17 protein-coding genes and 1 riboswitch are annotated in these 20,502 nt (G+C 33.0%); of the genes, 5 read left to right on the top strand and 12 right to left on the bottom strand.

What is annotated here, in order from left to right; all coding sequences use genetic code 11:
* Positions 1–291: 291 nt before the first annotated feature.
* Positions 292–1,398, bottom strand: a complete 1,107-nt coding sequence (locus AABK36_RS20705) for a sulfotransferase family protein (protein ID WP_309940530.1) — start codon at positions 1,396–1,398, stop codon at positions 292–294.
* 211 nt (positions 1,399–1,609) lie between these two features.
* Positions 1,610–2,329 carry an SDR family oxidoreductase gene (locus AABK36_RS20700; RefSeq protein ID WP_309940531.1) on the bottom strand — a complete coding sequence of 240 codons (720 nt, stop codon included), beginning with the start codon at positions 2,327–2,329 and terminating at the stop codon, positions 1,610–1,612.
* A gap of 159 nt (positions 2,330–2,488) precedes the next feature.
* Between AABK36_RS20700 and AABK36_RS20695 the strand changes: the two genes are divergently transcribed.
* The gene (locus AABK36_RS20695) at positions 2,489–3,316 is read left to right on the top strand and encodes a LysR family transcriptional regulator (RefSeq protein ID WP_309940532.1); all 828 of its coding nucleotides are present in this window, start codon (positions 2,489–2,491) and stop codon (positions 3,314–3,316) included.
* Between the two features lie 58 nt (positions 3,317–3,374).
* Here the strand turns inward: AABK36_RS20695 and AABK36_RS20690 are convergent, their stop codons facing one another.
* Entirely contained in the window at positions 3,375–3,812 is a 438-nt protein-coding gene (locus AABK36_RS20690; protein WP_309940533.1) for a VOC family protein, read from the bottom strand.
* Between the two features lie 295 nt (positions 3,813–4,107).
* Here AABK36_RS20690 and AABK36_RS20685 point away from each other — a divergent pair, with 295 nt between their 5' ends.
* From AABK36_RS20685 to AABK36_RS20675, 3 genes are all read left to right on the top strand, one after another.
* On the top strand, positions 4,108–4,710 hold the full coding sequence (locus AABK36_RS20685; RefSeq protein ID WP_374709129.1) for an RNA polymerase sigma factor: 603 nt from the start codon (positions 4,108–4,110) through the stop codon (positions 4,708–4,710).
* A gap of 300 nt (positions 4,711–5,010) precedes the next feature.
* Positions 5,011–5,499, top strand: coding sequence for an outer membrane beta-barrel protein (locus AABK36_RS20680; protein WP_309940536.1), 489 nt, complete (start codon positions 5,011–5,013; stop codon positions 5,497–5,499).
* Positions 5,500–5,732: 233 nt separating this feature from the next.
* Positions 5,733–5,791: riboswitch (Fluoride riboswitch) on the top strand.
* A 50-nt stretch (positions 5,792–5,841) separates the two neighbouring features.
* The gene (locus AABK36_RS20675; protein WP_309940537.1) at positions 5,842–7,119 is read left to right on the top strand and encodes a voltage-gated chloride channel family protein; all 1,278 of its coding nucleotides are present in this window, start codon (positions 5,842–5,844) and stop codon (positions 7,117–7,119) included.
* Positions 7,120–7,138: 19 nt separating this feature from the next.
* Here AABK36_RS20675 and AABK36_RS20670 read toward each other — a convergent pair whose 3' ends face one another.
* The 5 genes from AABK36_RS20670 to AABK36_RS20650 form a co-directional block, all read right to left on the bottom strand.
* The gene (locus tag AABK36_RS20670; protein ID WP_309940538.1) at positions 7,139–7,573 is read right to left on the bottom strand and encodes a hypothetical protein; all 435 of its coding nucleotides are present in this window, start codon (positions 7,571–7,573) and stop codon (positions 7,139–7,141) included.
* Between the two features lie 218 nt (positions 7,574–7,791).
* The gene (locus AABK36_RS20665; RefSeq protein ID WP_309940539.1) at positions 7,792–10,191 is read right to left on the bottom strand and encodes a CHAT domain-containing protein; all 2,400 of its coding nucleotides are present in this window, start codon (positions 10,189–10,191) and stop codon (positions 7,792–7,794) included.
* A 502-nt stretch (positions 10,192–10,693) separates the two neighbouring features.
* Positions 10,694–11,407: a hypothetical protein gene (locus AABK36_RS20660; protein WP_309940540.1), complete on the bottom strand. Its 714-nt coding sequence runs from the start codon at positions 11,405–11,407 to the stop codon at positions 10,694–10,696.
* A 7-nt stretch (positions 11,408–11,414) separates the two neighbouring features.
* Positions 11,415–12,059, bottom strand: a complete 645-nt coding sequence (locus AABK36_RS20655; protein WP_309940542.1) for an RNA polymerase sigma factor — start codon at positions 12,057–12,059, stop codon at positions 11,415–11,417.
* 142 nt (positions 12,060–12,201) lie between these two features.
* Entirely contained in the window at positions 12,202–12,927 is a 726-nt protein-coding gene (locus AABK36_RS20650) for a hypothetical protein (RefSeq protein WP_309940543.1), read from the bottom strand.
* Between the two features lie 380 nt (positions 12,928–13,307).
* On the opposite strand from AABK36_RS20650, the gene AABK36_RS20645 reads away from it, so the two are divergent.
* Positions 13,308–13,997 (top strand): AAA family ATPase, encoded by a 690-nt coding sequence (locus AABK36_RS20645; protein ID WP_309940544.1) that lies wholly within the window; start codon positions 13,308–13,310, stop codon positions 13,995–13,997.
* 40 nt (positions 13,998–14,037) lie between these two features.
* Here AABK36_RS20645 and msrA read toward each other — a convergent pair whose 3' ends face one another.
* The 4 genes from msrA to AABK36_RS20625 form a co-directional block, all read right to left on the bottom strand.
* Positions 14,038–14,664 (bottom strand): peptide-methionine (S)-S-oxide reductase MsrA, encoded by a 627-nt coding sequence (gene msrA / locus AABK36_RS20640; protein WP_309940545.1) that lies wholly within the window; start codon positions 14,662–14,664, stop codon positions 14,038–14,040.
* Positions 14,665–14,719: 55 nt separating this feature from the next.
* Positions 14,720–16,126, bottom strand: a complete 1,407-nt coding sequence (locus AABK36_RS20635) for a hypothetical protein (protein ID WP_309940547.1) — start codon at positions 16,124–16,126, stop codon at positions 14,720–14,722.
* A gap of 48 nt (positions 16,127–16,174) precedes the next feature.
* A complete protein-coding gene (locus AABK36_RS20630) occupies positions 16,175–19,324 on the bottom strand; it encodes an ATP-binding protein (RefSeq protein WP_309940550.1) in 3,150 nt (1,049 codons plus the stop codon).
* A gap of 217 nt (positions 19,325–19,541) precedes the next feature.
* On the bottom strand, positions 19,542–20,492 hold the full coding sequence (locus tag AABK36_RS20625) for a T9SS type A sorting domain-containing protein (protein WP_309940552.1): 951 nt from the start codon (positions 20,490–20,492) through the stop codon (positions 19,542–19,544).
* Positions 20,493–20,502 lie beyond the last annotated feature (10 nt).

Raw genomic sequence — 20,502 nt, 5'->3', positions numbered from 1 at the left:
CAATTTTAAGTGACATGTCTATTATAATACTCCGTATGATCTAAGGGAATAGACTTAAGCTATCACCTATGATTCCAAAACAAAGCATAGATATATCTTTTACAAAGATAATATCAAATCATTTTATTAACTAACGAAAATCATAAAAATAAATCATCTATGACATTTCAACATTGCGAACGTGCAAAGTTAAAATAAAGTTTCACTTATATTCAGAAATATAAAAAAAGCCTCTTAAATCTATATTTTAGAGGCCTTGCTACTTATAAATCTTAATATTTAACTAAAATATCACAAAACGTCATATCCCCATTTATCCAATGCGAAGCCCCAATGCTCCTTTACCTTCCTTACTGTTTCTTCTTGATAATTGTAAGCATTCTTTTTATATCCCTTTTGTTGAGCCGCATATGCTTCAAAGTGGGGCATGGCAAAGTCCAAGCCAGGCAAACTCAAAGACTGGTAAATATGCTTCAACCAACCGATATTGTCTTTTTCCAAATCTTCAAACTTTATTTCTATCAGATTTCCATCAGGAATCAAAGTTTTCTCTGATTCATATTTGTCATACATCCCCTTGTATATCTCTAATATATTGGATTCCAACTGTTCTTTTGTGAAATCCTGAAGCATTAGCCCCTGAATAGTCGCCCACATAAATTTGCTTGTCGACTCGAAAACCGTATAGGGGTTACGATAAATATATACAAACTTGGCATTTGGATAAATGTCCAATAATTGTTTTACTCTGGATGTATGCGGTGGATTTTTTGAAATAAATCTTTTGCCTTTCGTATTGAGCATAGCTCTATTGACGAACTTCTTATAGCTTGACTTCCAGTCCTCATATTCTTGATCACTTAAACCTTCAAACATCAGATACTTTTGATAGTATTCCATAGTATCTTGAGGGAAAAACCAAAAATTATAAAAACTATGAGGCGTAGTATTCCCAAGACCAAACTCTTCCTCTTGTGGCAAGTTTACTCCAAGCTTCACATTATCAGTTGCTCTCTTTTTAGGCATGGCCAAATTCATAAAGCTCTTGAATAACCATTGTGACGAAAAGAGCATATTTGGAAACACTCCTTGATAGGTAGTTACATATCCGAATTGAGGATCCTTGCACATTAAATTATGCAAATGTGTTGTTCCGCTTCTCCAGTGTCCAAGTATAAAAACCGGATCCTGGTCTAAATGAAACTTTTGAACCTGCTTTCCATAAACAGCTTCCTCATAAGTGCTGAAAGGCTCTGTGAATACGCTAAGCATTTCAGATTTTATTAACTTAGACTTGTATTTGTCATCCACATGCCTACCCTCAATAACTTTCTTTAAATTATTCAATCTACTCCCCGCCAATGGGCTTAATGGCATATCAAAATTTGTTGTCGACATATCAATATAGTTTCCGTTTCCAATAATCAAAAAATCGAGGCATGAACCACAGCCTAACTACTTTTGATACAAGCTAAATCAATTCTCCCCTACTAATTTATTTCAAATCCATTAGATTTAAGCAATGTCTTTCTCTTTGTAAAGCCTAAAGAAATAATCCATTTCATATCAAATTGTATTATTAAAAAAAGCCGGATGAACCGGCTAAATACTATGCTTGTTGTCCTGTAGCTGTAAGGACTATTTCTCTCAGACAAACATTTTGCGGCTGATTATATGCAAACATGATTGAATTGGCAACATCCTCAGGCTTGAGCGCGCCTCCGATCGCCTTTTTCCAGTCCTCATAGCCTGAGATTATCTCATCATCTGTAGTATGCCCCAACAATTCCGTTTCAACAGCTCCCGGAGCAATAGTTATCACTCTTATATTATGCGATGATACTTCCTCCCTCACAGCTTCACTCATGGCATGCACCGCAAATTTTGTCCCGCAGTAAACAGAATGATTGGGAAACATCTTCTTCCCAGCAACTGAGCTGATATTGAATATTGTTCCATGTTTTCTATCCATCATTCCATTAACAACTGTTTTCATTCCATACATCAAGCCTTTCACATTTACATCATACATATTAATCCACTCCTTAGGATCTTGATCAGCAAATTGCCCCAATTGCATCAAACCTGCATTGTTAATCAAACAATCAACAGGTCCGTACTTTTCCTCAGCCTCTTTAACAGCAGCCTCGAATTCCGCATAATCTGTTACATCAACTCGCTTGCACATTGTATTGGGCAAATTCAAAGCTTCAAGTTTTTCTAATCTTCTTGCTATAAGAAGTAGAGCATGGCCTGCCTCAGAAAAATGCTTTGCTAGTTCTTCTCCTATACCTGAACTCGCCCCTGTAATTACAACTAATGGTTTCATATCCAAATCGTTAGTTTTATTTAAAATAATGAAAGCCTACCTAGACAATTGACTTTCAACAACCATAAATGTTTAATTTTATTGAGGCAAAGTAAACCGAAATTTGAACTCAAGTAAAATATTAAATTCTTATGTTTGCCATAAGCTAAACTTATATCAATGGATTTTAGATTATTACGATTTTTTATTGCGGTGTATGAAGAAAAAAACATTTCCAAAGCTGCGGAGAGATGTTTTGTATCTCAACCTTCCATAACCAATGGCATCAAACAGCTTGAAGAAATGCTTTCCGTAAACTTATTCGAAAGACACCCAAAAGGCGTAAGTCCTACTTCAGATGCGGATATATTCTATCCTGAATCCATTCATTTATTGGCGGAAATGAATCGAATGGAAAACATGTTTAAAAAACAAAATATCAAACAATCGCTTTCTATCTCAATAATGCCTGATTTGCCAATAAAATTAAAAACATTGTTATTTGAGCAAATATATTTAATATATCCTTCCATCGATTTGCATGTCCATAATTTTGGAAAAAAAAGCGATTTGAGACTCATAATCAGAGAATTCAAACATGAAAATGAAATTTTTCTCCCTCTTTGGGAAGAAGATTATGTCTTATGCATGAATGCCAACCATCCCTTATCCCATATTGCGAATATAAGTCTGGAAGATTTGGATGGCCAAGAATTTATTGAATGCCCTCCTTGCGAAGCGCATCAACAAACTATCGGTTTGCTTTCCAATGCAAATAAAAAATTAAAAATAACAGGAAGCTCAGATAACAAATCTGAAGTATTGAGCTTAGTGGCATCCGGCTGGGGGATTTCATTTCTACCTGAACTTCTAGTTTCCAATATCCAAAATGTCATTAGCAAAAAAGTCAAAGGACCTCGAATGTTCAGGTCTATCGGCTTGTCATATTCCAACGAATCACTCAAAAATTCCGCCGTGAGAAAAATAATTGAACTAATAAGCAAATAACAACCTTAAAATGCAGGAAGCTTTCCAACTTGTGGGCAACCTGCATTAAATCATAAAATTATAACTCCTCTTTGATCTGAGAGTTAACCATCCAGTGAATGCCGAATTTGTCCTCGAACGAACCAAACCAAGCATTCCAAAATGTCTTATCAAATGGCATTTTGACTTTTCCTCCATCCGACAATTTATCAAACACCTTTTTAGCTACTTCAGCGTCGTCAATATTCACTGAGATTGAATAATTATTCCCTTTCTCAAATGGTTGACCAAATGCAGCTAATGTATCACTACCCATAAGAATCGTTTCATCGCTGATTGGCAAAGAAATATGCATGATCAATTCCTTTTGAGCATCTTCCAGTGGATAATCGGGATTTTCAGGCATATCCTTGAATCTGCCCAAAAAAGAAAAATCGCCTCCAAAAACAGATTTGTAAAAGCCAAAAGCCTCTTCGCAATTGCCGTTAAATGTTAGATAGGGGTTAATTGTAGTCATAATAAATAATTAAAGTTATCCTCGTCATTAAAAAACCAACTAATATGAAAGCAAAAACAAGTCCCGTATCCTGTTAAGAAAATCCTTTCGGATAAAATATTTATTAAAAAATAGTAGGTTACTTTTTATCATAGCTGTAGTAAGGATATAGGTTCCGGGAACGACTGAAAGAATAAATAAGTATAATTTTACCCTAACATTAACTTATATTAACATTAAAAACTGATAAATGTTTGAAAAACAACTGATTACAAACTACATTTGCATTCGTAATCAAGGTAAGGAGGCAGCTATGATGATAAAAAGAGAAGGAAAAAAAATCAATGACCAACAGTTGGTTAAAAGTTATATCAAAGGTAACGAAGCCGCTTTTGGTTTATTGTATGAAAAGTACAGCAAGAGAGTTTTCATGAAGATACTTAATGTAGTAAAGGATTCCGAAGTAGCCGAGGATTTGGCCCAAGAGACTTTTGTTAAAGTATCCGACACCTTGAATTCCGGCAATTACAATGAGGAAGGAAAGTTTCAGCCATGGCTTATGAGAATTGCTCATAATAAAGCTATCGACTGGTACAGAAAATACAGCAAGTATACTATGGTGACTGATGACGAAAACCCTAACTTGTTCAAAAGCGATCAGTTTGTTGTCAACAACGCTGAGGATACAAAAGTTCAGGAAGAGCTAGTTAGCAAGCTTTTGGATTTGATTGAAGGTCTGCCAGAGACTCAAAAAGAAGTCTTGAAAATGCGTAGCTTTATGGGTATGAGTTTTCAGGAAATCGCCGATGAAACAGGTGTTAGCATCAACACTGCTCTTGGCAGAATGAGATATGCGATCATTAACCTAAGAAAAAACATGGACCAGTCAGATGCGATGGCTATGGCTTATGTAGCTTAGGGAGAAAAATTACCAACAGGCATTTTGATTAAACCAATAACAGTGAAAGGTTGAATCATATTTTGCCAAAAAAAGAATCATCGTTTTTTAATCACATAAGTTTTAATCTAAAAGCATTTTAACTTGCCTTCTCTTTTTAAACGAGATTTTTTAATACTCCTTTTTTCTTTTCCAATTTTTATTTACACTATACCTATCTAATTAATATCTAATAACAATTAAATCATTCCAAACTATCTCTATTTTCAAAAATAAGCTAATTTTGAACTGCTTAACTAATCACAATTTAATTTAATGAAAATGAAAAGATTTTTTGGAGCTTTGATTATGATCATTGCTTTCACAGCCACATCTTCATTTGCGCAAAGAAACTGGAGTGGCAATAGGATGTTTAATGCAGGACTTGGATTTGCAAATAAAGGCGTACCTGTATATGCAGGAGTTGAGTTTGGAGTTCATCCGGATATTACTGTTGGGGGAGAAATTTCATACTTATCTTACAGACATAATAATCACCGCAATAACATTTTTGGTTTTCAAGGACTTGCAAATTATCACTTTGGGAGAATTCTTAACATGTCCAGCGAATGGGATTTTTATGCAGGAGCCAACCTAGGCTTCAATGTTTATAATAAAGCAGCGAATGAAGATAACAATTACTCGAACTTAAGTTTAGGTTTGCAAATTGGCGGTAGATATTACTTCAACAATAATTTAGCTCTTAATTTAGAACTGCTTGGAGGCAATAATATTTATGGAGGAAGAATTGGGATAAGTTATATGTTCTAGATTTATTTTGTGATGCGATACAAGTATTATTTGTCGCATTACAAAATCCATTTTTTAACGAAAAACCTCTCTTGCAATCAATACTCTTCCCAATATTATTCATAGAATTGATAAGCCAAGTTGCAAACTTTTTGAATCCACTATGATTTAATAAGGCAATAGTTTTCTTTAATCTACATTCTCCCTGAACAAATACTAATAATTTTGAAAATAAAAAAATAATGTTTCCTTTGCATGCCGAAAGCGATGGGGTTCGCTATAATTGCCAAGTGCTGATGACTCCTATTTTAAAAAATTGCTTAGCAATTGAAATTCAGTAATTAAATATATTTCAAAATAGGTATGCAAAAATATATCAGCAAATTTCAAAATCAGTATCTTTTATTACAATATCTTGTCAAGTGGCTTATTATATCTGCGATCATAGCAATATGTTCTGGCATAGCATCGTCAATTTTTCTTTATTCTCTTCAATGGGCTACTAACACCAGGGAAAACTATCAGTTTCTTTTATATCTATTGCCACTAGGTGGCATGTTAATAGGAGTGCTTTATCATAAATTTGGATCTGGCGTCGAAAAAGGCAATAATTTAATCTTGGATGAAATCCACCAACCTAAAAAAATCATTCCCTTTAAAATGGCTCCTATGGTTCTTTTAGGCACTATCGCTACGCATTTATTTGGAGGGTCGGCAGGTCGTGAAGGAACTGCATTGCAAATGTCAGCTTCCATTGCAGACCAATTCACCAAGTTATTTAAACTCAAAAATAGAGATCGAAAAATAATTCTAATCTCAGGCATGGCTGCAGGATTCGGCTCTGTTTTCGGGACTCCATTCGCAGGTGCTGTTTTCGGCTTGGAAGTTTACTACATGGGAAGCATTCGATACAAAGCTCTTATACCAGCAATCATGTCATCCATGCTTGCAAATTATGTTACTCACTTTATTGGACCTGAACATACGCATTATCATATCGATATTTTTCCTGATATGAGCTTAAAGACCTTTTTTCTTATCTCCCTTTTAGGGATTATAGCAGGTCTTACAGCAAGACTTTTTGCCAAATCAACTCATTGGTGGTCTAAACTATTTCGCAAACATATTAAATATTCTCCTTTAAGGCCATTTGCAGGAGGTGTAATCATCATTATCCTTACCTTGTTGCTAGGCACCAGAACTTTTTTGGGATTAGGAGTACCGACGATTGTAGATTCATTTAGCCTACAACTGAACTCTTATGATTTTTTACTAAAATTGCTTTTCACAGCGATCACTTTGGGGGCAGGCTTTAAAGGAGGAGAAGTGACTCCATTATTTTTCATTGGAGCTGCGCTTGGAAATGCTTTAAGTTTATTCATACCCTTGCCCATGGCATTTTTAGCCGGACTTGGCTTTGTAGCTGTATTCTCTGGAGCAGCTAACACACCGTTGGCTTGCGCGATTATGGCTATTGAACTTTTTGGAATTGAGATTGGTATCTACGCAGCGCTTGTTTGCAGTATTAGTTACTTGTTTTCTGGCCATGAAGGAATATACGGTTCTCAAATTATCGGAGATGCGAAACACCAACTTTGGTTAAAGGATCAAGACAAACCACTTTCTGATAGTTCTAAATAATTGCTCAACAAAAGATATATCAGGAGCAATGAATTAAAGTATTGATGTTCATTGTTTCCTTCACGCTTTTAAAATTTTTCCTTGAATAAGGTATCAACCAAGCATTAGCTGTCTTTGACCAGTAAGAACCTTTATAGGTTCTTTTCAACTTTTGATTTATTTTAACTTTGCTCCTGATAGCAATCCATAGAAATTCTTTATGCTTGATCAGATCAACTTTAAAGACTGGGTGATACTCATAAATCTTATGAACAATCCATTGCCTATGGTTTAACACAAGCTTTTCGATTTCTTCAAAATCGTCATATTTGAAAACAAAACGCTCAATTTCATCAAGGTAAAGCAATAAATGAGAATTTGAAAATAGCTTATCCAACAGAAAATCGTTATCCAAATTATAAACTAAACCAAGATTCTTATTAATATTCAAGGCGAAAACAACTCTATTTTTCATATTTAAAAATAAAGTTCATTTTCATGCCAAAAAAAATAAGAATCAGTGATTACAAAAGGTTTAAAAATGACACTTATATATGTAAGACAATTAAAACATCTCATGCAAGACATTCCGAGAAAATGTTTTTGCTTTCTCATTTAAACCTATTTCATCTCAACAGTTTCATTATGTTCATAGGGTTTGGTATTCAGGGACTGACTTGACAAAGTGAGTCCCTATTTTCCCTTTTGTAGTTTATGGATACACAAAACTACGCAACTGATACAAAAAGAAACAAATACAATTAGAAGAATTACTTTATGATCTTCACGAGGCGGTCCATTGTTGCCAATTAATTGAATATGAGCCCAGTAAAATGGATTGTCAGAAATCGACTTGAATTTGCTTTCAGCCATAAAATCCAACTTCGCTTTTCTTAATGCTTTAGCTTTACCATACCCCATATTAATATAATGGTAAAACTTTTGAAATATAAATGCTGTTGCTTCATCATCAGCTATCCACATACTCATCAAAGTATTAGACGCACCAGCGTATATAAAAGCTCTCGCCAAGCTAACAATTCCTTCTCCCTCTCTCCACTGGCCATCACCTGTCTGACAAGCACTCAAAGATATAATATGCGTATTAGGCAAATCCATTGAAGCTATTTCATGGGCAAAAAGCCGACTCTCTCTATGTGGCTCGGGATAAAATAAAATGTGAGAATACTCAGGCTTGTTAGTATTTATTCTTGCATGTGTAGCTAAATGAATGATAGGGTAATCCGAAACATTATTTATAAAATATTCTTTTGTTGCATCTCTATTCAAAATTGGTGTCTGGCAAATTGGTCTTATTTCCTTAATAGTATGTGGCAATTCAGACAACTTTGAGCTATTTCTAAAAAATTGTTGATCATTGAATTTCAAACTTGTAAATGGAGCCATTGCCAAAACATTCTCCATATCAATTTCTCTATCTTTCTCAATCGACCTCAACCATTCCTTTGCTGAAAGAGTATTGCAAATCTGATAGCTTTCAATTAAATATTTATTATTTCGATCTATCAGTAGGTCAAATGGTATGTAACTTAATAATCCTCCAGAAGTTAATAATATTTGATCTGTCGTTCTAAAATATTCTTTGTAGGGTTCAATAAGCAGTTGATATAATTTCTTCGCTTCTTTTTTGCCCGTAAAAGCTATATGTCTGCTCCTTTTCACGTGCAAAGCCTCATACGTTTTAAGAATTATTTCTTTATTATCTTCATTTAGCTCTATTCTATCCACTAAAAAATTGTTTTTGTTGACAAGAATAACATAAAGGTAATCACTACCCATAAAATATGAGATGTATGTGCTTCTACGTAAAGCTAAACTCGATTTTAAAGCAATGAACAACTCTTCATTATTACTGTCATTGGCTGTTTCCAAATATTTGCTATTTAATAACCTAAGCCTAATATTAAGAATCTTAATGCTATCCTCTTTTATAGAGTCTGAAATATCAGCCTTCAATATATCAGACTTTTTTTGAAGCAATTCCTGTTCAATTTTTTTAGTAGAGTCCGATTTTAATTCCAAGCTTTGCTTATGATCTTTTAAAATAGCCGAATGATTATTTTCAACCAATTTGAAAATGATTTTTTTTGTTAATTCATTTTCAGGATCTATCTCATAAAGTTGATAAAAACAATTTAATGCTTTCTCATAAAACTGATGATACTTTTTTAAAATTGCTGCTTTGTCAGCAAACTGATAACTTACTTGTCTTAGTATATCAATACTTTCTTCAGCTCTAAGATAATAGTTACTTGCTTCCTCAAGGTATTCTTTTTTTTGATCATGCAAGTAAATATTGAACGCTACATCCGCTTTAGTGGTTAATATCTCAATTTCCTGATCCAATTGAAATATCCTATGATCTTTAGAAAGGCTGTCTTGAACTGTGAATCTGGTAAAATTCAAATTTATCGAATCAAGATAATTATGTGCATTTTCCCACTCTTTCTTTTTTATTGAAATTTGAGCTAAGCCTATATATGATGAATTAATGATTGCATTACTTTCATAATTATTTACATCAACGATATATTTAAATAAATATTTCGCCTTTTGATAAAACTTTTTCGAGCAATCTAAACTATCTAAATTATATAATATTAGTCCTTTTTGATACAATGCTTTAGCATGTTCGACTTTTGAGGCCTTAGGTGTGTCATCTATTATTTTGATCGCATTTTCAATATCAGACAATGATTCAAAAAATTTCTTTTGTTGAAAATTATGCCAAGAACTTCCCAAATAGAATTCGAATTGACTAAAAAGTTCGGGATTAATATAACGAGGAAGCAATTCTTTATTATCTAGAATAAACTTCATCTCATTTTCAGCAACAGAAGAATAGCCTAATTTCTGAGCTAGTTTGCATTTATTATAATGCAAAACAAAATTATTCACCTTATTATATTCATTCTTTTCATAATAATAAATAGCTCTCGAAACAAAATCATACGCACTATGATACTCTTGCTTCTCATAATATAACACACCTAACAAGTTATAGTATCGCTTATAGTTATAATCTTGTGTATTTTCTGTAAAATTATTAACCCCTGCTATCAAATAGTACATAGCAGAATCTTTAGCTTTTAAATTATAATACGATTTAGCTAACCTATAGCAAATGTCATCAAAACTTACTGTATTTTGAAGAGAATCTTTAATGCAAATATCATATGCATCTAAAGTTAATTTTTTAATCTCTTTTATGCTATTTGTTTTTTTTTCTTTTAGGGAAAGAGAGTATAAAAGATATCTAGATTTGTTTTCTTTACTTAATGAGTAATAATCCAGTCCATTAAGTGTCTTATCGGATTGGGAATACTCTTTGAGGTCATATAATTCTATCGCGTTATTTAAAATGATTGAATCATTTTTTATTTCGTGATTCACCCCTGAGATAAAAAAATTAAATAAATAAATAAAAATGTACATATATTTCTAAGAGCAAAACTACTTAATATATAATAAAGGCAATTACATACACAAAGCCATAGAAAAACTATGGCTTTGTGTATGTAATTTAATCTCTAAATTAAATAATTCCAACTATTATAACTGAGAAAAAAATGTACTACTTTTTACTTTTAATCATTAATATTTTAAATAAATCAAAATTACTCACCTTTCCATGATATGCATGATCAACATCTTGATGTATTTTATTAAAAATTCTAAGAGCAGATTCAAAATTTTCTATTTTCAAATAAGCTAATCCTAAATGCCATTCAGCAATCTCTCCCCACTCATTATTTTCAACATCAATATATTTAAAGATATCAATTGCATAATCTGGCTGATTCAACTCCAATGCAGCAACTCCTGCAAGCAAAATTTCTTCAACTTCTACACCATCAGGACCATGAAAATTATTAAGGATTTGTTTCCAATATTGATTATTTGAATCTACAGAATTAACCTCTAAATTATCAACAGCTATAGATCGAAAAGTTCTTGACTGATTTTCTTCATATAAATTAAAATAAACTTGGTCAGTATTTAAAGTGGAATACCAACCATAAAAAAGCATAAAAATTAAAGAGATTGAAGCCGCAATATTTCTAAAAGAGAACCGATTACTATTTGTAGCTATAATTTCTTGATGTACAGAAATAATATTCTCTCTGACTCCTGATGACCAAACGACATCAACTAATTGACCCGAAAGCTCATATTCACGTTTTAAGTCTATTTTTTTTTCTAATTCTTGCATAAAAAATACTTGATCTTGTGGGGACATTTCCCCATCATGAAATGAAATTATCTTATCCCAATCTTTACGATTCATACTATCTTTATTCAACGTGACTCTCTGTTATATCTACTAAACGATCCCTAAAAATCCCCTCTACCTCTGGTCTGTCTTCCATTCTTTTTCTCAAAGTCTTAAGGCATCTACTCTTCTTATTTCTAACTACCTGCTCATTCGCCAAAGTATCACTATATTTTCTTTGAAGCTCGGTTATGTTTAATCCTTCATAATAATATGCTATTAACAATGAGTGGCAAGGTTCTCCTATTGTATTGAACAACTTGTTTAAAATATTCTCTTCATTATTTACTTGTACAATATCATTCCAATTCATTTCATAAATCTGATCATCTTCTTCGACATCTTTAACTATGAATCTTGATTTTTCTTTTAATGATACAAGCCATAGATTACGTCCAATGCCATAAAGAAATGATTTTAAGCTACTCTTCCCTTTAAATTTACCACTCTTAATTGAATCTATTAAAATGATCACACTTTCTTGAAATACATCTTCAGCTTCCTCTTTCGCTCCTCCATTCCGGAGAATCATATTTTTAAGAACTTGAAAATGTTCTTGATAAATAAATCTAATTTGTTTATCGATATTTTCTCGACCTAACACAGCATCAATTATTTGCTGATCAGTGTATGAAAGCCTATCTCTTTTCCCCCTTTTAAAAAACATACCTTCATTGATAAAAATTTGTCATAAAAATCATTATAACAAATAAAACAATCCTTCCATCACTAACAAATAAAACACAGAAAATTGCACCTACATATTGGGGTACTTCGGCGCAATTTTCATGTATTTATGAATTAATTACTCAAGGCCCTTTAATATGAACATCTTCATCATCATGCTCAGAACTATTATCACCTTGCTCTCCCATTGCTCTTGATGAGGATTCTTCATATTTCTCTAAAAAGACATTTATGAAAATAGAAGCCTCAAATCCTTGGCTGTTATCTAACAATGAATATCTAATTTCTAATCGCCCTGAAACCTTATTATTATAAAGATACTCCAAGTCCAATTTCCCATCTTGAAGTTCTTGAACGAATTCTCCACTTTCTGAATATACAGAGAACACACCGTTCGGCACATCATTGGTCTCATCATCGTTATAAATAGGAGACAATGTTACTTGTGAATTTATATCATATGTACCTCCAGGATATTTGATACCACTTATAACAATCTCTTGATTTTTAGTTCTGGATGATGATGATGAATTTGTCAAACTGTATGTTTGCCCTAATTCAGTATTCTCAAAATCTAATCCATTTTGACTGAAAGCAATATTATTCGGAGTAATCTCAGCTGATCTTAGCACCTCATTCCATGAAACTGCATTTTCTCTTTGCGAATCAGTCACATCACTTGACGAAGACACTGGATACAAGACTGTCTTGCCCGATTGCTCAACTACAACATAATTCAACCCTTTACTGCTGTTTGGTTCAACTTCTCCCTCTTGAGAGCAACTCGAAAAAATTGATGAAAACATCACTACTGCTAAAAATTTAACAGTCCTTCTTAAGCCTTTCATTTGTTTGTCTAAGTGTTTAATTATTAATCCTTTTAATTTCAATTGATTAACAATAAATAAAACATCATAAGCAATATTTTAATTATCGTAATCTATTATTGAGTGTGACTTTGGATTCATTTGTAACCACATTTTGTTATTTTTTTTTACATTTTTTTTCACATGTATGAAAATCAACAAAATTGAAGCAAAATAAACTAGCACTCACATAATGAACCATAACAATCAAAGACCTCCAAATGTTTGGCTATGTAAGCTAAAACTAAAAGACTAACATAAAACACAATTATTATTAATATTTAGTTAATCTCTTTTACTATATTTTAATTCCAATGATTATTTTTGCAACCCTGACAAATTGACAAAAAAGCTGAATAGAGATGGTTAATGATTATTATTATGATGAGGTAAGCTCAGTGACATTTGATGATATTATTTATGATAATGAGCTTCAAAATTCTATTGACCTTATACTAAAAGAATATGAACATATAGAAACTCTTCATAAATATGGATTGCCTATAAATCACAAGTTCTTATTCCACGGACATACAGGCTGCGGGAAAACAACTACCGCAAAAGCAATTGCTAATAAACTGAACAAGAGGCTTTTCGTCGTAAACCTTGGGACTATAGTTTCATCCAAATTAGGCGAAACCGCTAGAAATATAAATTCTATTTTCAAAAAAGCGATGCGAGAACATGCCATTGTATTTTTTGATGAATTTGATTCCCTAGGCAAAATCAGAGATTATGACAAAGACAGTTCTGAAATGAAACGTGTCGTCAACTCTATCATACAATTATTGGATTATCTTCCGTACGACTGCATGGTCATTGCTGCAACAAATCAGATTCAAATGATTGATGAAGCTATATTAAGACGTTTTGAAATGAAGTTGACTTTCAAAGCTCCTGAGGATGACTTATTGGATATATTTTACAAACAGCTACTCGCCAAATTTCCCGAGAAATACCATAATATCGAAAAACAATATGGAGTTTCATATGCGGAAGCCAAAGTACTTTCATTCAATCAAATAAAAAAAATGATCATTAGCGGACTTTAAAATTTATCCCCATTTATAATCAATAATGGGGATAAATATCTTACTTAAGATCATTCTTAAATAATGACTCGAATTTTTTAAGCTTTGGAGTAATTACAAAAGAACAGTATGGTGCATTTTTATTGTCATCATAATAGTTCTGGTGATAATCTTCAGCAAGATAAAAGTTCCTATACGGTACAACTTCAGTAACTATTTTCTTTTTATACTCTCCAGACTCATTCAACTTGTGAATCAATGACTCGGCAATCTCTTTTTGATGAGGGTTTTCATATATTATTACAGAACGATATTGCTTGCCAACATCAGCACCTTGCTTATCCCAAGAAGTTGGATCATGGATTGTAAAAAAAACCTCTAACAATTTTTCATAGGATAATACATCCGGATTATAAACGATTCTTGCTACTTCGATATAATCCGTCTTTCCAGTAGAAATTTGCCTATAAGAAGGGTTAGGTTCATCACCACCAGAATATCCAACTTCTACGCTAGAAACCCCTTTTAATCTTTGATAAATAGCTTCTGTGCACCAAAAACATCCTGCCCCTAATATCGCTGTATCCATCTTTATATCTTTCATTTTATCCAAATCAATATTTGCAAATCCATTTGTTATCGTCATTGTCACAATAAATACAAATATAATTATTCTTTTAATACTCATTTTACTAAACTTTTAGTGGTCATAATTTTGTCGTGAAAAATGAATTAAACTTACTTTAGCTGTATAAAGGATTATCATTCCCAAACTCAAATTCATCTGTCATAGGCTTCATTTGGCGTTCTACTTCTGGCCTGAAAAACTTTTTCTGATTATACCTAGATTTTAATCCCATGGCATATCTTATAGAATTTTCACTTTGCAGGGTTGTTTTCTTTTCTTCTTCTGTCCCCCAAGGCAATAATGAAGGGTCTTTATCTGAATCAAATTTTAAATAACTTTCTCCATTCATAGCATTAAGCGCTTGAAACAGTTTGCTAGCATATCGTAAATAAGCTGGATATAACACATAACCTCCTCCTGAAAACTCTGTAATAAACTTGGATTCAAATTCATCATCTGAGGAATCTCCTGAAGAACTACTCGAACCTTTCCTTACAAAATTCTTAATCATACCCGGCAAATCAGCTACAGAAGTTCCACTGCTTCTTCTCTTATCAACTGGCTTTATACCTTTGACACTAAACCTCCATGAATTATCCATTCCCAAACACTCAGAATCATCCATAAAATGTGGCAATACAATCACAGCATCACTTCCTGATCCTCTTTTTTGATCAGACTGCATCAATCCTGACTCTCCAAACCTAACTTTCTCAAATTCTCTGCTTTTTTCTTCTGAATGAGGTTTCACAGTCACAGAATGTTTAGGATTATGAACCAATTTCAAGAGCAATTCTCTTCCTTCTTGAGTTTGCAATAACTTAGCATTCATCGCATGAACCATTTCTTCGAAACCGTCTATTTCACCCTTAAAGTAAGAGCCATCCATTTTTTTCTTAATTCGAAATTGACCTTGACCTCCTGTAAGGTCTACCCAAAGTTGATTAAGCATTACCCTATGCTCTTGAGAAATGCTTTCATGATCTGGAACCCAAATAGGCCATTTTCTTTCCATAGAATACGCAACACACTTTCTAAATTCCCCTTGAACCTGATCCAATAATTGATAACAAATCTTATGATAAATTGAATCAGGATCCTGCGGAGCGAACCTTTTGACTTGAACCTCCTTTAAATCTCTTTGTAGAACTGCGTATAATTGCTTTTCCAAAGAAAACAAAACCCTATAAATTTCATCCATTTCATTTGGCCAATTCGGCATTATAGTTTGGCCATCTCTTTCTGGCTTGAAATTTCCAGAATGTAAATCAGCCAAATACGAAAACCTTCTCAGCAACTTTTCAATTTCAAGCAACTCAGGGTAATTATAATATCTATACACCCTTTCTTCGCTATTTGGCTCCCATGAATTTTGACGAAAATAAACATCATTCATCATGCATTGAACCGGAGCCTCAAAACTAGAAAATATTGACGAATCAGCTGGCAATAGTGTTTTGCCAGATTGACGTGTCTGAGTTCTCTTCGTTGATAAATTATTAAAGCTTAAAGTATCATACATGGCTACCTTTCCATATATGAAATTAACTTTAGTCCAAAAAGTTTATTATCATGGCTTGGATTCAGGATCAACGTTAAACTTTTTCACAAATGAAGATGGGCTTGTTCCAAAATATTCCTTAAAACATTTGCTAAAGTAATTAGGAGTGGAAAAGCCTGTAAGGTAAGATACTTCCGATACATTCTTATCGCCAAGCTCTAGCAACTCTCTTGCTTCAACTAGCTTTACATTTCGTATAAATATACTCGATGACAAGCCCGTTTCAGCACTTAGCTTTCTATGCAACTGGCTTCTACTTATCGACAAATCAGCAGCGAGCTTTTCCACAGAAAAATCAGAATTCGCCATATTCATCCTGATAATTTCTATCGCTTTTCTGCAAAACTCACTTTGCTCATTTTTAAATGATCTCTGAACCTCCTTGTCATTTTCATCTGTTGCTTCAGATTGACCATAATTAGCTTTTATTCTCTCTCTTAACTCTAATAGGTTTCTCACTTTCAATAAAAGTACTTCTTTATCAAAAGGCTTCGTCAAAAAATCATCAGCATAGCTTTCCAGGCTTTCCATCTCTGTTTGCTTATCTGATTTGGCTGTCAATAAAATGACGGGAATATGGGAAGTCAATATGTTCTTCTTTACTGACATCAGCAAATCCATACCGTTTTTAACAGGCATCATTAGATCTGTTATCACTAAGTCGGGGACTAAATCTTCTGCTTTTTTTATGCCTTCTTCACCATTTTCAGCGAATTCCACATTGTAGAGGCCAGACAATATTTTTCCAATGTACTTTCGTAATTCATCATTATCTTCAACGACAAGAATTCTCTTCTTGTCTTCTGAATTGAAAATTGAATCATCCGTTGATGATGAAATAGACTTATTTATTAATTCAATATCTTCCGAGCCATACTGAGGACTATCTACCTCATTAAAATCAATTTCATTAATTTCATAAAATTCCTTTTTCATTGGAAGCTCAACAATAAAAACAGCTCCCATATCTTCCAAGCTTCCAACTTGAATACTCCCTTGATGATCTTCAACCATTTCTTTTACTAAAGCCAATCCAATACCAGAACTTACCATAGCATCATCATCGCTTGTATAAAAAGGCCTGAATACATTATCTATCTCTGATTCTGGTATACCCGCTCCTGTATCTGAAACTGTTATTATCAGCTTTTGATCAAATTCTTTTGCATCTATGTATATACAACCACCCTCAGGCGTATGCTTCAATGCATTGGAAATCAAATTTGACAATACTTTATTAACTATATCCTCTGATACAAAAACATCATTCTTTAAATTGCATTCAAAGATTATCTCTGTCTTCTTTTCATTTGCATAAGAGTGAAATTGATCAATCAATAACTTAACAAATCTAGGTAAATCTAAAGTCGCTAATTCCAATGACTTTTTAGAAGACTGCAACTGAGACAATTCTAAAATCTGATTAATCAAACTCAAAAGCTTAACAGCATTTGACTCAATCGATTTAAAATATTCCAAATCAAAACGCTTTTCTTGTATCACCTCTTTTATCGGTCCAAGTATCAATGTAAGCGGCGTTCTAAACTCATGAGATATATTTCTAAAAAATCGCGACTTATACTCATCCATTTTCTGCAACTCTAAAGCTTGCTGGGCAATAAGCTTATTGTTAGCTTCTAATGTCTCATTTTGCATTTTGATCTTCTCATTGACTTTCATCAATAATGCATTATCCTTTGATTTGAGTTTATAATATCTATAATAAATGACAGCAAATGCCCCAAATAAAACCAATAACAAAACGACTAAAACTATAAACCATTTTTGACGCTTTATTTCTTGCTGAAGGATTAATTCCTCAAGCTTTTGCTTCTCGAGGATTTCTTTTTTCTCATTCTCATGTTTTTGCTTGTTTTCAAAATACTTGCCTTTCAAATCATTTTCAGCGCCATATATGAGATCTTTGACTTGACTTTTTAAATCTACAGTATTGAACGCTTCTTCAAATAAACGAAGCTCATAAAGCACTTTTGATTTCAAATCAAGATATTCAAGTTTATAAAGATCATTGTCTCTTTTTTCGAAAATTGGCTCATTTTCTCTAATTAGATCATATGCTGTTTCATATTTTTCTTTTGCCCAATAATACTTTATCAATTCGATCCCATTGCGAAAACGAAATTCATCATAACTATTTTCACTTGCAATTTCATAACCCAACTGCGCGAATGGCAACATATCATCTATGCTTTCCATCTTATAATAAATAGATGAAATCAAAGCGGCGAAATTGCTCTGGTACCTTTTATGACCTTGAGAAATAGAAATCTGATAGCAAGCTTCAGCATAAGACAATGCGGAATCATAATCCTCATTCAACAAACTAGCTATAGCTAAATTATAATTTGCTATCGCAGTCCAATAATCTTCGCCTTTGTTAATTAAAATTTGACGAGCAAATTCCAACTTATTCAAAGACTTTTCAATTTCCTTCAAATCCAAGAACAAAACACCGATAGCGATATAACTTTTAGCAATGCTGACCGTATCTTGCATTTTATTTGCTATTTCCAAGCTCTTCAATGAAAGGTCAACTGCCTCATGATATCTCAAACTTGATTTCAATGCATTTACTGATGCATATGAAAGGTTCCACTGCATTTCCAACTGGTTTGGATGTTGACTTGCCAGCCCCTCTCCCTTTTTAAGATAAAAGAGAGCACTGTCGTATAAGTCCAAATTTGTGTAGCCATTGCCAAGAGCATTATACACTAACAAGTGAGTCCTTATCTCATCAGGCACTTGGGGCAGCAATGCTAAAGCTTTATTAAAAAACTTTAATTCATTCTCTAAATCTCCAGACATAGAGCTTATGACACCTAACCTATACAAAGACAAAACATCATACTTCATCTCTTCTTTCGGTTCGATAGATAAAATCGAATTGAAATAAAATTCGGCTGAATCTAAAAGATATTTTTTCTCAAAACACTTCGCCTTCAAATAAAACGCTCGTCGTTTATGATTTATGCTAACAGTTTTTCCAAGTAACAACTCATTTATTACTCCTATAGACGAGTCTGGATGACTAGAATATGTTTTTTTTATTTCATCCAGCGTAGTGGTTATTTTACCATTTGCCAGACATCCTGTATTACTATACAAAGCAAAAGCCAATAGCAATATTGTCAATCTCATATAATCAATTTTCACCATTCCTTTTCCACAATACCTATCCCATGTTTATTAATCAAAAAAGATTAAAAACATCAACAACCAAGTTAAATTCAAAATATTAAAAAAATAATTTAACAATATTACCCAAAAAATCAATATAAAAAAAGGGAGTACTCAAAATGAGACTCCCTATTGTGTATATTTAGCGTAAACGGTTATTTGTCCAAACTTATCTTGATTATCGTTTAATTAAGAATTTACTCTCAAAAACTTTCTTCGTCCCATCCAAAATAACTAACACGTAAGCCCCTTCCTTCAATCCATCAACATCTAGCATGTTATCCCGAAGATTTTTGCTTTCAATCACAGAACCTCTAGTATCAAAAATAATAGCTGTGCAATGGTTATAGTTTTGAACTCCATCAATACTTATGTAATCAGTTGCAGGGTTCGGATATATGCTAATTTCCGATACTTTTTCAACTGACTGCAACAAAACCAACGGTTTCACCATTACTTTCCAAAGCGTTTCAAAACCATATTTATTCACCACTACATATTGTACTGTGTCTTTAAAATTATTGGCTGTAACTCCTGTTAATTGAAGCTCATTACCAATATAAGCACTATAAGAGTCGTCATCAAAAGTAAAGTTTGCAATCAAGCTTGACATTTCGGCATCACCCGGTACTTTAATGAAAATTTCCCTATTGACAGTATCAATATGAATTGAGTCTTCATCAACGTCCAAAAATTCATAAGTTCTGAATACAGATAAAGTATCGGTGGAGTCAACATTAGTGAAGATATAAGGATCATTAAAATTTCCTTGAACTTTACCCACCAAAAATGTATCGACATTTACCAAACTATATTGCAACTCTTTAATAGCATCATAAAATTTAAAAGTCACAATCTCATCTTTCACCTCATTGCTTCTTACTTGCAAAAACATGTAGTAGCGATCAAAACTCTCAATATATATTGGCTTTGCGACACCTCTGCATTCATCTTCTACAAATGCTCCCAAAATATGATCTTCGCCTCTAATCTCCTCGCCAAAGATACTTACGACTCCTGTCATCACCATATCTTCAGAATAATCCGCTGGATTAACCGTCCAATCCGGGATTTGAGAAAAAGCCTGAAATTGTATCATCAGACAAATGATCGTAAATAATTTTCTCATAGATTAATAT

Origin of the sequence: Aureibacter tunicatorum (genome assembly GCF_036492635.1) — a bacterium.
GTDB lineage: Bacteria > Bacteroidota > Bacteroidia > Cytophagales > Cyclobacteriaceae > Aureibacter > Aureibacter tunicatorum.
This window is presented reverse-complemented; position numbering and strand designations above follow the sequence as displayed.